This is a genomic window from Streptomyces marincola, from assembly GCF_020410765.1.
Classification (GTDB): Bacteria; Actinomycetota; Actinomycetes; order Streptomycetales; family Streptomycetaceae; genus Streptomyces; species Streptomyces marincola.
Window position 1 is genome coordinate 3,275,465 of record NZ_CP084541.1, and the last position, 13,282, is coordinate 3,288,746.

General features: G+C 76.0%; 13 protein-coding genes. 7 read left to right on the top strand and 6 right to left on the bottom strand.

The window, feature by feature from the left end:
* Nucleotides 1-30 precede the first annotated feature (30 nt).
* Nucleotides 31-573, top strand: a complete 543-nt coding sequence (locus tag LC193_RS14035; protein WP_226074441.1) for a TetR/AcrR family transcriptional regulator — start codon at nt 31-33, stop codon at nt 571-573.
* Nucleotides 574-639: 66 nt separating this feature from the next.
* Entirely contained in the window at nt 640-2,001 is a 1,362-nt protein-coding gene (locus tag LC193_RS14040; protein WP_226074443.1) for an FAD-binding oxidoreductase, read from the top strand.
* A gap of 102 nt (nt 2,002-2,103) precedes the next feature.
* Here the strand turns inward: LC193_RS14040 and LC193_RS14045 are convergent, their stop codons facing one another.
* Nucleotides 2,104-3,129 carry an EamA family transporter gene (locus LC193_RS14045; protein WP_226074446.1) on the bottom strand — a complete coding sequence of 342 codons (1,026 nt, stop codon included), beginning with the start codon at nt 3,127-3,129 and terminating at the stop codon, nt 2,104-2,106.
* Nucleotides 3,130-3,272: 143 nt separating this feature from the next.
* Between LC193_RS14045 and LC193_RS14050 the strand changes: the two genes are divergently transcribed.
* The 3 genes from LC193_RS14050 to LC193_RS14060 all read left to right on the top strand — a co-directional run bounded on the left by LC193_RS14050 (nt 3,273) and on the right by LC193_RS14060 (nt 5,281).
* Nucleotides 3,273-3,932: a hypothetical protein gene (locus LC193_RS14050; protein WP_226074448.1), complete on the top strand. Its 660-nt coding sequence runs from the start codon at nt 3,273-3,275 to the stop codon at nt 3,930-3,932.
* Nucleotides 3,933-4,001: 69 nt separating this feature from the next.
* The gene (locus LC193_RS14055) at nt 4,002-4,520 is read left to right on the top strand and encodes a SigE family RNA polymerase sigma factor (RefSeq protein WP_086159737.1); all 519 of its coding nucleotides are present in this window, start codon (nt 4,002-4,004) and stop codon (nt 4,518-4,520) included.
* Nucleotides 4,517-5,281 carry a hypothetical protein gene (locus LC193_RS14060; RefSeq protein ID WP_226074450.1) on the top strand — a complete coding sequence of 255 codons (765 nt, stop codon included), beginning with the start codon at nt 4,517-4,519 and terminating at the stop codon, nt 5,279-5,281. The genes LC193_RS14055 and LC193_RS14060 overlap by 4 nt, the downstream gene beginning before the upstream one ends.
* Before the next feature lie 250 nt (nt 5,282-5,531).
* Here the strand turns inward: LC193_RS14060 and LC193_RS14065 are convergent, their stop codons facing one another.
* Complete coding sequence (locus LC193_RS14065; protein ID WP_226074451.1) at nt 5,532-6,320, bottom strand: alpha/beta fold hydrolase; 789 nt, start codon at nt 6,318-6,320, stop codon at nt 5,532-5,534.
* Nucleotides 6,321-6,586: 266 nt separating this feature from the next.
* Complete coding sequence (locus tag LC193_RS14070) at nt 6,587-7,540, bottom strand: helix-turn-helix transcriptional regulator (RefSeq protein ID WP_226074452.1); 954 nt, start codon at nt 7,538-7,540, stop codon at nt 6,587-6,589.
* Between the two features lie 92 nt (nt 7,541-7,632).
* Between LC193_RS14070 and LC193_RS14075 the strand changes: the two genes are divergently transcribed.
* On the top strand, nt 7,633-7,995 hold the full coding sequence (locus tag LC193_RS14075; RefSeq protein ID WP_226074453.1) for a VOC family protein: 363 nt from the start codon (nt 7,633-7,635) through the stop codon (nt 7,993-7,995).
* 88 nt (nt 7,996-8,083) lie between these two features.
* Here the strand turns inward: LC193_RS14075 and LC193_RS14080 are convergent, their stop codons facing one another.
* The 3 genes from LC193_RS14080 to LC193_RS14090 all read right to left on the bottom strand — a co-directional run bounded on the left by LC193_RS14080 (nt 8,084) and on the right by LC193_RS14090 (nt 12,805).
* Nucleotides 8,084-8,224 (bottom strand): hypothetical protein, encoded by a 141-nt coding sequence (locus LC193_RS14080; protein ID WP_226074454.1) that lies wholly within the window; start codon nt 8,222-8,224, stop codon nt 8,084-8,086.
* 162 nt (nt 8,225-8,386) lie between these two features.
* Complete coding sequence (locus LC193_RS14085; protein WP_226074455.1) at nt 8,387-11,698, bottom strand: substrate-binding domain-containing protein; 3,312 nt, start codon at nt 11,696-11,698, stop codon at nt 8,387-8,389.
* A gap of 138 nt (nt 11,699-11,836) precedes the next feature.
* Nucleotides 11,837-12,805 carry a pectate lyase family protein gene (locus LC193_RS14090; RefSeq protein WP_226074456.1) on the bottom strand — a complete coding sequence of 323 codons (969 nt, stop codon included), beginning with the start codon at nt 12,803-12,805 and terminating at the stop codon, nt 11,837-11,839.
* A gap of 187 nt (nt 12,806-12,992) precedes the next feature.
* Here LC193_RS14090 and LC193_RS14095 point away from each other — a divergent pair, with 187 nt between their 5' ends.
* Complete coding sequence (locus LC193_RS14095) at nt 12,993-13,271, top strand: DUF2277 domain-containing protein (RefSeq protein ID WP_226074458.1); 279 nt, start codon at nt 12,993-12,995, stop codon at nt 13,269-13,271.
* The last annotated feature ends 11 nt before the right edge of the window (nt 13,272-13,282 follow it).

The following is a 13,282-nucleotide window of genomic DNA, read 5'->3' on the forward strand; positions in this document are numbered from 1 at the left end:
CCGCCCACGCCACCGACCTGGGAGAACGCGATGCGTGCCGATGCCCGCCGCAACTACGAACGGCTGCTGACCGAGGCCGACGCGGTCTTCTCCGCACACGGAACGGACGCCTCGCTCGAATCCGTGGCCCGCCGCGCCGGGGTCGCCATCGGCACGCTCTACGGCCACTTCCCCACCCGCAGGGCCCTGCTCGAAGCGCTGCTGCGGGACCGCCACGCCGCCCTGTTCCGGCTCGGCGAGCGGCTGCGCGACCACGACGCGCCCGGCGACGCCCTCGGCGAGTGGGTCACCGCCCTGGCCGCGCACGGTGCCACGTACAACGGCCTGGCCGCCCAGTTCTTCGGCAGCCTCGACGACGAGACCTCGGAGTTGCACGCGGCCTGCCTGCGGATGCGCGAGGACGGGGAACGCCTCGTCGCCCGCGCCGTGGCCGCCGGCGCCGTCCGCGCCGAGGTCACGGCCTCCGACGTGTTCGCCCTGATCGCCGCGGCGGCCTGGCTGCGCGGCCAGGTGCCGGGCGAGCAGGCGGACCGCCTGCTGCGCTACCTGCTCGACGGCCTGGCCCGCGGCTGACACCCACCCGACCGCCGACCGTTTCGTTCAAGACCTCGCCCGTGCGGCGGGCCTAGCGTGGCGGGCGTGAGAGGCAGAACGACACGGGTCGGACGCGTTTTCCACCCCGGTGAGGACGGCTACGACGCCGAGCGGACCGGCTTCAACCTCGCGGTCGACCACCGACCCGCCTACGTCGTAAGCGCCGCGGGCTCCGAGGACATCGTGCGCGCCGTCGGGCAGGCGGTGGACCGCGGGCTGGCCGTGGGCGTGCTCGCCACCGGGCACGGCGCCTCGGTGGCCGCGGGACCGGACGCGGTGCTGATCGCCACGCGCCGGATGACCGACGTGACCGTCGACCCCGGCGCGCGTACCGCGCGCGTGAGCGCGGGCGCCCGCTGGGAGCACGTCATCGAGGCGTGCGCGCCCCACGGCCTCGCGCCGCTGAGCGGGTCGAGCCCGCACGTGGGCGCCGTCGGCTACACCCTCGGCGGCGGCGCCGGGCTCCTCGGCCGCCGCTACGGTTTCGCCGCCGACCACGTGCACGGCCTCGACCTCGTCACGGCCGACGCGCGACCGCGCACGGTGACCGCCGACACCGCGCCCGCGCTGTTCTGGGCGCTGCGCGGCGCGGGCAAGGGCAACTTCGGCGTGGTCACCGCGATGGAGATCGCCCTGTTCCCCATCGCCCGGCTGTACGGCGGCGGCCTGTACTTCCCCGCGCAGGCGTGCGCGGACGCGCTGCACGCCTGGGCCGCGTGGGCGGGGAGCGGGGACCTGCCCGACGAGATGGCCTCGTCGGTCCTGCTGATGACCTACCCGGACGTGCCCGGGGTGCCCGCGCCGCTGCGCGGCCGGCACGTCACCCACGTGCGCGTCGCCTGGTCCGGGCCGCCGGCGGAGGCGGAACCGCTGCTCGCGCCGCTGCGCGCGGTCGGCCATCCGCTGCTCGACACCATCTCCGAGCTGCCCTACCGGGAGGTCGGCTCCATCCACCACGAGCCGACCGAGGCGGCGGCGGCCCAGGACCGGGGCTCCCTGCTGACGGGTCTGCCCCCGGCGGCGGTCGACGCCGTCCTGGCCGGCGCGGGACCGGCGGCGCGCGCGCCGTTCGTCGCCGAACTGCGCCATTTCGGCGGCGCGTACGCCCGTCCGCCGCGCGTCCCGAACGCGGTGGGGCACCGTTCGGCCGGGTTCTCCCTGTACACGGGCGCGGCCCCGGCCGCGGGGGCGGCGGCCGACGCGCTCCACGAGGCGGTGCGCCCGTGGGGCACGGGAGGCGCGTTCGTCAACTTCCTCGGCGTCGGGGACGCGGAGGCGGCGCGGCTGTCCACCGCGTTCGCGCCCGAGGACTACGCGCGCCTGACCGAGCTGAAACGCACCTACGATCCGGAGAACGTCTTCCGCGTCAACCACAACATCCCGCCGTCCGGCACGCCGGTGCCCTGAGCGGGTGAGCAGAAGCGGGTCCTGGAGCACCTCCGGGTCTTTCGCCGCCCGCCCACCGTGCGGCATCGGGCCCGGCGCGGCGCGAGGCGCCGCCCGCAGCGCTCAGCGCGGGGCGCTCGGCACGGGCGCGGCCCCGCCCTCCTCCGCCGCGTCCGCCCCACCGGGCGCGGCAGCCCCCGGCCCCGCGGGCGCGGCGCCCGGCTTCGCGCGCTGGGCGATGGCGGCGCCGACGAGCACGAGCGAGCCGCCGAGGATCTGCCACAGGCCCAGGTTCTCCCCGAGCAGCACCCAGGCGAAGACGCTCGCCAGCACCGCCTCCAGGCAGGCGACCACGCCGGCGACCTGCGGCGACAGCCTGCGTACGGCGAGCACGCCGGTGAGGTAGGCGAGCACGGTGCCGACGAGCACCAGCCAGCAGGCGAGCAGCAGCGCCGGGACCTGCCGCTCGCCGAGCGCGGCCGAGCCGCCGAGCACCGCCCAGTCCATGGCCCAGGGCCTGGCGAGCACGGTGAGGAGGGCGGCGGCGGCCAGCAGGCCGAAGGCTATGACGGCGAGCGGGTCGGGCGGGTCGTCCCCTTCGCTGCCGTGGTCGGCGAGGAGGAAGTAGCTGACCTGGCAGCAGGCCGCGCAGAACGCGAGCAGCAGGCCGACCGCGTCGAACGCGAGCCCCGCCCAGACCTCGACCACCGAGGCCATGCCCGCCACGGCCAGCGCGACGCCGACCGCGGCGGCCCCGCTGACCCGGCGCCGCTGCACGAACCGTATCCAGCCCAGCAGCAGGGCGGGCCCGAGGAACTCCACGAGGATCGCCACGCCGACCGGGACGCGCTCGATCGCGGCGAAGTAGAACGCCTGGACGCCGGCGACGCTCAGCAGGCCGAACCCCGCGAGCAGCGCCGGCCGCCGCCGCGCCAGGGCCCGGTGCCGCCAGGCGACGGGCAGCAGCACGAGCGCGGCGCCCGCCACCCTGATCCACACCACGTGCAGGGGGCCGAGTCCCGCCTCGATCAGCGGCTTGGCCGTGGCGCCCGAGCCGCCGAACGCCACGGCGGAGGCGAGCGCGAGGAGCAGCCCCGCCCGCCTGCGGGAGGGGCGCGGGACGCGGGGGACGCCGGCGGATGCGCGCACCGCGCCATCATGCCAGCGCACCGGCTCCCGCCGACAGGAGCGTCAGCCGTCACGCTCATGACTTCTCCGCCGTGTCCTAGGTTCCCCACTGTTCCGCCGTCTGACGGACGACGAACACCCGACATGGGAGAGAGGCAAGCGACATGACCAGAACGTGGCTGCGGTCCGCGGGGGCCGCGGTGGCGGTACTCGTACTGCTCGGAGGGACGGCGGGGCAGGCGGGCGCCCAGGTCGGCTCGTACGGCGGGCGAGACGCCCAGCGCTGCGCCGCGCCGGGCGCGGCGACGGTGGTGCGGCCGTTCGAGAGGGTGGGCGTTGGCCAGGGCATGGTGATGGCGCTGATCCCCTCAAGCGATCAGAAGTACGTGCTGGCCGACGACACGCGGGAGTCCTTCCGGCGTGCGGTGCGGGACGCGTACCAGTACGGGGGTGCCGATCTCGCCGACGGCCGGATCAGCGCCTCTTTCTCGTTCAAGTGGCACACCCCCGAGCAGGAGGTGCCCAACATCGTCTTCAGCGGTGCCTGGCGCGCCGACTGCGGCCCCTCGCGCATCACCATCGAGTTCGAGGGCGGGAGCTACGAGGCCGAGCTGCTCAGACTGCCCAACCGTCCCGGCTGGGGCACCTACCACGCCGACCCCGGGGTCAGGTCGATGGGCAACGGAGACCTGGTCGTCACGGCCTACGACGCCGAGGGGCGCGTCCTCGACCGGATGGAGTTCCGCGGCGAGCAGGACGAGCCCGGCGGGCCGGAAGGGCCGGAAGAAGGGGAAACGGGAGGAAGCACCGCCCCGCTGTCCTAGCTCACCGCGCCGGTGGGCGTCTGGACAGGGCAGGGATGGCAGGCGAGGGAGAGGACGGCGGGGCAGCGCGTGCGAGAGAGCGTCGAGGCGGACTTCCGCTCGTTCATGACCAGCCGCTGGACGAGGCTGCTGCGCACGGCGTACTTGCTGGCGGGCAACCATCACGACGCCGAGGACCTGGCGCAGACCGCGCTGACCAAGGCGTACTGCGGGTGGGAGCGCGTGCGGCGGGCCGACGACCCGGACGCCTACGTCTGGCGGATCATGATCAACGTCCATCGGGACAGGCTGCGGGGCATCAAGCTCCGCGAGTGGCTGACCTCGTGGCTCCCCGAACGCGCGGCGGCCGACGGCAGCGAGCGGGTCGTGGTGCGCGGCGCGCTGATGCAGGCGCTCGGCCGGCTCTCCCCCAAGCAGCGCGCGGTCGTGGTCCTGCGGTATCTGGAGGACCGCAGCGAGACGGAGGTCGCCGCGCTGCTCGGCATGGGGGTGGGCACGGTGCGCACGCACTCCGCCCGCGGTCTGCGCCGGCTCAGGGAGGACAGCGCGCTGTCCGAGAACATCGCGAGGGAGGTCGTGACCCGATGACACGGGATGTCCATGACGGCCAGGCGCTCGGCGGGTTCGGCGAACGGCTGAGGCGGCTGGAGGGGCTGGAAGGACTGAGGGAACAGGGGGAACAGGAGGAAGGGGCTCTGGACGCCCTGGGCGCCGTTCCCCCGCCCGTGGACGCGGTGGTGCGCAGGGGAAGGGTGATGCGCAGGCGGCGGCGCGTGGCCCTGCTGGGTGCGGCGGTCGCAGCGGCTGCCGCCCTGCCCCTGCTCCCCGCCGTGCTTCCGTCCGCCGACCAGGGGCGAGGGCCGACCCCACCAGCTGCGGGGCCGCCGGCCGTACGGGAGGTGCGGGAGGCACGGGAGGTGCGGCCCCGCCAGCCGGTGGACATCGGCCGCGGCCTGCGCATGGGCCTGCTCCCCGAGGAGGATCACGGGCACGTCGTCGCCCCCGAGGCCGCGTTCGAGGCGGAGCTCGCCGACGCGGAGTCCCGTGTCTCGCGGGGCGGGGCGTCCGAGCCGCCCGGCGGCCTCACCCTCTCCTGCCGTGAGGCGGGCGGCGCGCTGGTGTGCACGGGAACGTGGCACACCGGTGCGGAACCCGCCCGCGTGACCGTCCGCGCGGCCGACGGCCGGGCCGCCGAGGCGTACCTGCTGACGCTCGACGGGCGGCCCGGATGGGGCGGGTACCACGCCGATCTCGGCGAGGGGCCGGCCGGCGAGCAGGTCACCGTCACGGCACGTGACGCGGCGGGCGCCGTCATCGCGGAGACCCAGGTGGCCCCCGGGCCGGGGTGAGCGGCGCCGCGTCGCCGGCGTCCGAGGGCGCCTCCATGTCCTGCCTCACGTGCGGCGTGGGGTTCCGCGTTCGTGGAAGCCGCCGTCGCGGAGCATGGCGAACAGCGCACCGACGCGGTGCCCGGCGAGGTGAGCGAGCGGGTCAGAGTGGCGCTTTCCCGGTCATCCGCTCGACAGGCAGCCGTGCCGGGCCCCGGGGCGGGCGGCCCTCTCGCAGCACCGCGAAGAAGATGACGCCGGAGCGGCGGGATCAGGGCCGGAAGAACGCCGTGAGCGCCGGGGCGAGGTCGTCGGGCGCCACCTCGTGGAAGTGCCCCGGCAGCGTGCGCCGGTGTGCGCCCGGCACGGTGTCGATCAGGGCCCGCGCCGACGCGTCGAGCCCGGCGCTGGTGTCGGTGCTCGACAGCACGAGCGTCGGAACGGCGACGGCGGCGTACCGGCTCATGAGCGCGGCGGCGGTGACCGTCAGGTCGTAGACCAGGGTGTGCGCGATGCCTTCGAGCGCCGGGCGGAACGGCGCGTCCCGCATCGCCGCGACCATGCCGGGGGGCACGCCGATGGAGGTCTGGAACAGCTCGACGGCCTCGCCGCGGCGGCCCTCCGCGACCAGCGAGGCCAGGCGCGGCGTGAGTTCCGCGGCGCCCTCGCCGACCGGCCCCACCCGCGCGGGCCCGGGCAGCGGCGGCTCGAACACCGAGAGCCGGTCGATCGCCGCCCCGCGCACCGCGGCTTCGAGCGCGATGATGCCGCCCGACGACACGCCGTGCACGCAGGCCGCGCCGCCCGCCGCGGCGATCACCGCGCGCAGGTCGTCGACCTCGCGCTCCACCGCGTAGGGCGCCCCGTCCCCGCTGCCGCCCCGGCCGCGCCGGTCGTAGGTGAACACGGTGAACTCCCGCGCGAGGCGCTCGGCGAGCGCGGGGGAGGGGCCGAACGCCCGGTGGCACATGGCGCCGTCGACCAGGACGACGGGCGGCCCCGTGCCGGTGCGGGTGATCGCGATGCCGGTGCCGTCGGTCGAGACCGTCGTGGCTTCCATGGTGTTCTCCCACCTCCGTGAACGGTGCCGCGCCCGCGTTCCCGCGGGCCGGGCCGTACGCACCGCCCGGCCGGGTCGCGACCGGTGCGGCAGGGCGGACCGGCACCCCTTCGAGGGGGGACCGGTCCGGCCGGCGGAACTCATCGGTGCCACGGCCACTCTCCCGCCCCGGCGCCCCCACGGCCCGGGGAGCGCGCCCGGCGCCCCGATGCGCGCGCCCCTGAACCGACGCGCCGGGGGCGCCCCCGAGCCGGTGCGCCCGGCCGCTACGCGTGGTTCCTGACGAGCTCGGCGGCGAGCCGGCGGACGTGGTCGCGCGCCTGCGCCGGATGGGTGACGGTGAGGTCGCCGGCGAACGGCAGGAGCTGGCGCACGTCGTCCAGGACGCGGCAGGCGAACGTGATCTCGGCCCGCGCCCCGTCCGCCCCCGTGCGCCCGTGCACCGTGAGCCGGGCGCCGAGCATCCGTGCGGCCCGGTCGAGCTGCCGGACATCGAGCAGCGCGCGGACCCGGATGCCGTCGGCCGCCTCGGGCGCGCGCGAGGTCAGCTCGGCCGCGACACCGGGCAGGGTCGCGCCGGGGCGCAGGCGCCGGGGCACGCGCGTGGGCCGCCAGTCGGTGACGCGTTCCAGCGCGTACAGCCGCGCGGCTCCCGCGCGGTCGGCCACGAGGTACCAGCGACCGCCCTTGGCGAGCAGGCCGTAGGGGTCGACCAGCCGCCAGGCGGCGTCGGGCTCCTCGGACCGCCGGTAGCGCACGCGCAGCCGGACGCCCCGGCGCAGGTCGGCCACGAGCGCGGCCGGGGCGACCCCCTCGGCCTGCCGGCCGCACCACGGCTCGTTGTCCGCGGTCACGACGGCGCTCAGGGGAAGCAGGTCGTCCCCCATCGTGCGCCGGGGCGCGACCTTGGCCCGGACGCGCCGGTGGTCGGCGGACGCGCCGAGCAGGTCGCGTTGCCGGTCGTCCAGGCCGTACAGCGCGAGCTGGTCCCGGTCGGCCGGGGTGAGCCTGCCGGTGTCGAGCGCCCCGCCGGGCAGCAGCGCCACGCCGCCGGCGCGGCCCCGGCGGACCAGGACGGGGAAGCCGGCCTCCTGCAACCACGCCAGGTCCCTGAGCACCGTCCGCACCGACACGCCGAGCAGGGCCGCCAGGTCGGCGGTCGTGGTGGTCGCGCTCGCCCTGAGGGCGACGAGGAGGGAGAAGAACCGGTCGGGCGTCATGCGCCAACTCTCCCGGAAAACGCGCCGGATCCTGTCATGTTTGCCGCCCATGATCTGTCCCGTCCGCAGCGCCGAAGAGAGGTAGGGCACTCATGTCCGATCCGTTCGTGTTCATCGTCCACGTGACCGACGCGCCCGCGTCGGCCCGCTTCTACGGAGACCTCCTCGGGGTCTCCCCCGCGTTCACGTCGCCCCGTTTCATCGCCTTCGACCTCGCCGACCGCGTCCAGCTGGCCGTGTGGTCGGGCGCGGTCGAGGTCGCGCGGTCCACGCCGCGTACCAGCGAGGTGTGCGTGGCGCTGCCCGGCGGGCCCGAGGTGATCGACGAGCGGTACCGGGCGTGGGTGGCCAAGGGCGTGGAGGTGGTCCAGGAGCCCAGGGACGAGGTCTTCGGCCGCACGTTCGTCGTCGCCGATCCCGACGGGAACCACATCCGCGTGGCCCCCGCCGACTGAACGCCGCCCGTTCGCGCACCTTCCGTGGCCGCCGGAACGGCCGCGGGAGGTGCGGGGCGCGGCGCCGCACGCGTACCGGCGCTGCCGGTCACCGGCCGCCGTGCGCGATGTCGACAGCGATGCGCTCCTCCTCGACGGTGACCCGGTACGGGAGGGGCGTTCCGTGCGGCGACGAGACGCCGATGCCGACGCCGAGTTCGCCCTCGAAGATGCCCGCGAAGGCTCTCATGAGGGGGGTGACTCGCCTCGTCCAGCGGCTTCCCCGAGATCACCCCGGCATGGCGCCCGGAGTACGCGACCCGCGCGCCCCGCGCGCGTTCCCGTTCGGAACGGCACCGCGCCACCCCGCCACTCAGCGCGCGGGCCCGGAGCGTGGGCCGGGGCCTCGGCGTCAGGTCGCGTCGCGGAAGGCGTGCGGGGCGACGCCGGTCAGGCGCCGGAACACCCGGCTGAAGTAGGCGCGGTCGTGGAAGCCGACCGCGCGGGCCACGGTCTGCACGCTGTCGTCGCTGTGCTGGAGCCGTTCCTTGGCCTGCCTGATGCGCAGCCGGGTCAGGTACTCCCAGAGCGTGAGCCCGAGTTCGCGGTGGAAGAGGCGCCCGAGGTGGTCCTCGCTCACCCCGGCGGCCTGCGCGATCTGCCAGCGCGTCAGGCGGTGCCGGTAGCGCTGCTCGATGCAGACCAGGGCGTTGCGCACGGGCGCGGGGTCGGCCGTGCGCGGGGTTCCGTCGGTCATCGCGGCGAGCAGCCGCGCCGTCTCCGGCCCGGTGAGGATGTCGCGGCCGAGCAGCACCAGGCCGGGGTGCGGATCGGCGCGGCGGGCGTCGGCCGCCGTGAAGCCCTGGTCGCCGATCATCAACGCCGGTGTGCCTGGCAGCCGTTCGACGAGGTCGAACCCGTCCATGTCGGGCAGCACCCGGTCGACGATCAGCAGCCCGGGCGCCTCCTCCGCGATGAGCGCGAGCGCCGCCGTCCCGTCGGCCGCGGCCCGCACCTGCCGCCCGGGGAGCAGGCGGCGGAACGTCTCGCGGCGCTGGGCGGAGCCTGTCGCGACGACGACGGGCGCCGCGAGGCCCGAGGGGCGCAGGGCGCGCAGTGCCTGGTCGAGCCCGTCGCCCCCGGCCTCGCCGTAGAGCAGGAACGGCGTGTGCCGCAGCGCCGGGTGGTCGTGCAGGCGGCGCACGGCCGACCACTCGTGCGCGGTCGCGTGCGTGGTGTCCCACGCGACGGCGGCGGGCCCCGGCGGGGCGACGAGGGCCGCGAGGTCGTCGTCCGGGTGCAGCCGGTGCGGGCGCAGCCCGTGGTCGCGGGCGAGGGCGGCGACCTCGGTGGAGACGGCCGAGTCGGCCGCGACCAGCAGGGTGCGGCCCGGGGGGCGCGGCGCCGGCGGCTCGGCGGGTGTGGGCAGCGGCAGCGTGAGGTGGAAGCCGCGGCCGTCAGGGCCCCGGTGGGCGGTCAGGGCGCCGCCGTGCAGCACGGCGAGGCGGCGGGCGATGGCCAGGCCGAGGCGGGCGCCCGGCTCCCCGGTCGCGAACGGGTGGAACAGCACGTCGTCGTCCGGCGGCAGCACGAGGTCGGGGTTGGTGACGTGGACGGCGAGCGCGGCGGGGCCGACGAGGACGTCGAGGCGGGCGCGTGCGCCGCCCGCGGCGGCCAGCACGTTCCGCAGGAGCTGCCGCAGCCGCCGCGGGTCGGCCAGGACGAGGGGCAGGCGGCGCGGCAGGCGGTGCCCGCCGGCGGCGGGGTCGCCGGCGGCGGGGTCGGCGGCGGCGGGGTCGGCCGCGCGCCCGGCGCGGCGGTCCGCGGCGCGGTCGAGCAGGCCGAGCGCCTCGGCGAGCAGCGGGCGCGGGTCGGTCAGGCTCCGGTCGAGGGCGAGGGCGTCGACGTCGGAACGCGAGAGGTCGAGCAGGTCGTCGATGAGGCGCAGCAGCCGGCCCGCCTCCTCGTGCGCGGCGTCGCCCGGCCGGGTGTGGCTGAGGATCGCCTCGACGGGTGTGCGCAGTTCGTCGGTGGCGTTGTCGAGCAGCCGGGTCTTGAAACGGCTGGCGCGTTCCGCGACGTCGCGCGCCCTGCGCACCTCGGTGAACAGGCGGACTCCGCCGAGCGCCGCGCTGATCTGGTCGCCGAGCGCGCGGTAGAGGGCGCCGTCCCGGGCGGCGGCGTGCCGGGGGCCCGCCTCGAACACCGCGAACCCGAGGCGTTCTTCACCGATGTGCAGGGGTTCGAGCACGGCGGTGAACCGGCGGCCGGCCGGGAGCAGGTCGGCGGTGAGCAGCGGCGCCCCGGCCGGTCGCGGCGTTCCACCGGCCGCCACCGGCCCGCCGGGCCGTTCGCCGGCGAGCGCGATGCGGCAGCCGGGGACGCCGAGGTCGGGCAGGTGCCGGTCGAGCACGTCGCGCAGCGCTGCCGTGTCGGTGACGGCGGTCAGCGCGGTGGCCAACTCCCGCAGCCGCCTGGCCTGCTGCTCCTCCGTCCAGTGCGCGTACTCGACGAGGCGGTGCGCCTTGTCCGCGACCATGAGCCGCGCCTGCCCGAGCAGCCGCTCGACGTCGACCGGGGACCGCGCGCCCCCCTCGGTGACGGCGCCCGCGCGGGCGCGCGCGCCCAGTAACGCGCGGTCGAGCGCGGCGGCGTCGGCCGCGTTGTGCACGTGGTCGGCGATGTGCCGTTCGAGCGCGTCGAGGAACGCGAGCCCAGGACGGCGCAGCGCGGCGGCGAGCGCGGGGGCCAGCGGCGGCCCCTCGGGGGCGGGCGCGTCCGGCTCGCCCTGGCCGACCAGCGGGGAGCGGCAGCCGCAGGAGCGGCGGGTGACGAGGGTGCCGGGCAGCACGCGCCGCGCGGGCGGCGCGTGGCCGCGCAGCCGGGCGACGAGGGTGTCGACGGCGAGCGTGCCGAGTTCGTCGAACGGCAGCGCCACGGACGTCAGCGGCGGGTCGCTGACGCGGGCTTCGAGCGAGTCGTTGAACCCGACCACCGCGACGTCGTCGGGAACGCGGATGCCGCGCGCGGCGAGGAAGCGCACGGCGTCGGCGGCGAGCACGTCGCTGCACGCGACGACGGCGTCGAAGTCGCGCCCCGGGCGCAGGCCGCGCACGTCGACCAGGACGCCCATGGCGGTGGCGCCCGCGCCCGCCGCGTAGTCGAGCGAGGCGGAGACCAGGGCGGGGTCGCGCGGGACGCGGTGGCGGGCGAGCGCGTCCGCGTAGGCGCGGAACCGGTCGCGCGAGACGGGGTTGGCCAGCGGGCCGCGCAGGCACGCGAGGCGGCGGCGGCCGTGGTGGTCGACCAGGTGGCCGACGGCTTCGCGCATCCCGGCGTGCGAGTCGAGGCGCAACGTCTCGTGCCCGCCGATGGCCCGGTTGAGGCTGACCACGTGGCCGAGGCCGGCGAGGTGGCGCGCCAGCCGCGCCGCGGGGCTGTCGGGGCCCGCGCCGTCCTCCCCCGCGTCGGGCACGCCGAGCGTGGACGACCAGCAGATCGCGCCGTCGAGGCAGCCAGAGCCGACGAGGTCGTAGACGGCGTTGCGCGGGTCGCCGCCGCCGGGGCGCAGCGCGTTGCCCGGGAAGCAGACGACGTTGACGTCCGCTCGTTCCGCGGCTTCCAGTACGCCGGACCACAGGGTCGCGCCGACGCCCAGGTGGATGTTGGCCGTGACCAGGCCGACCGTGGGCCGGCGGTCCGGGCCGGGGCCGCGTTCCGCCATGGGGGGCCTCGCTTCTCACCCGACGCCTGGGGTGGCGTGGACGATAGCGGCAGGGGGACCTGCCGACAAGGGAGGGCGCCGCGGCCCGTCGGCCGCGGCGCCCCCGTCGGCGTCGGAGTCCGACGCGCCCCGCGTCGGTCAGATGTTTCCGACGCCCGCACCGCCGGTCACGATGGACTTGACGTCCGCCGCGGCGTCCGGCGTGTAGCTGTAGGGGATGTCGGCGACGGAGCCGCCGGTCTCGCCCTCGCCCGAGTTCTCGAAGTGGTTGTCGACGGCCACCAGGCTGCCGGGCCCGGAGTCGCCCTCACCGAGGTGGAACGGGTCGTCGGTGTTCTCGAAGTAGTTGGCCTCGACGAGCACGCCGGCGTCCTCGGTGGACGCGACACCGTAACTGCCGATGTCGTTGTAGTAGTTGTTGTAGACGTGCACCGGGTCGCCGAAGCGCACGCGCGGGTTGCGCTGGTTGACGCCGTCGAACCAGTTGTGGTGGTAGGTGACGTTCAGCTTGCCGACGTCCTCGGAGGCGTTGTCGTCGTCGTGCCCGAGGAGCATGTTCTTGTCCGAGTCGTAGGTGTGGTTCCACGACACGGTGATGTCCGTCGAGGCGCGCTTGATGTCGAGGGCGCCGTCGTTCGGGTTGGTGAAGCCGTTGTGGTCGATCCAGACGTTCGTCGCGTACTGGACGTTGATGCCGTCGTCGTTGGAGTTCGCGAACGTGAGGTTCTGGACGATCACGTTGTCGGCCTCGCTGATGTTGAGGCCGCTGCCGTCGAACCCGCTGTCGGCCCCGACGCCGATGATCGTCTTGTCGGACGACACGTCGGCCATGTCGTCAAGCTCGATCATGCCGTCGACCTCGATCTGGAGCGGCCCGTCGCTCTCGGCGGCCTCGATGAACGCGTCCGCGTCCGAGACCGTGACGATGTCGCCGCCCGCGCCGCCCGTGGTCGCGGCGCCGAAGCCGGTGGGCGTGCCGACGGCGAGAACGCCGGGCTCGGCGGCCGGCTCGGCCGCTCCGGCGGCGGTGATGCCGCCGAGGGTGGCCGCGGCGGCCGTCACGGCGATGGCACTGGCCAGCTTGAATCGCGCGCTCGTCCTGCGCATGGGGATTCTCCGTCCGGTGTGGGGGTTGTGGGGGAAGCGACCCGTGGGGTGGGTCGCGGAAGGAGAGCACCGGTGCCGGCCGGCTGCGGCGTGCGGTCGATGCTAGGCCGGTACCTGTGGACGATGACGGGCCCTGTGTGGACTATTGCGCTCGGATGGGCGTTCGGGACGGGTGCACACTGGTGGCATGTGCCGAAGCATCAAGACGTTGCGCCCGCCGGCCACGCCCGAGGTCACCGACGACGACATCCGCGCCGCGGCCCTCCAGTACGTGCGCAAGGTGTCCGGATTCAGGTCGCCCGCGGCGCACAACCGCGAGGTGTTCGACGCCGCGGTGGCCGAGGTGGCGGAGGCGACGCGGCACCTGCTCGGCCACCTCCAGGTGCGCGGCACCACCCGCACCGCGCCGAACGGCACGGCGCCCAACAGCGAACGGGACACCGGTTCCGGCCCGCTGCCCGGCTGACGCGAGCACGA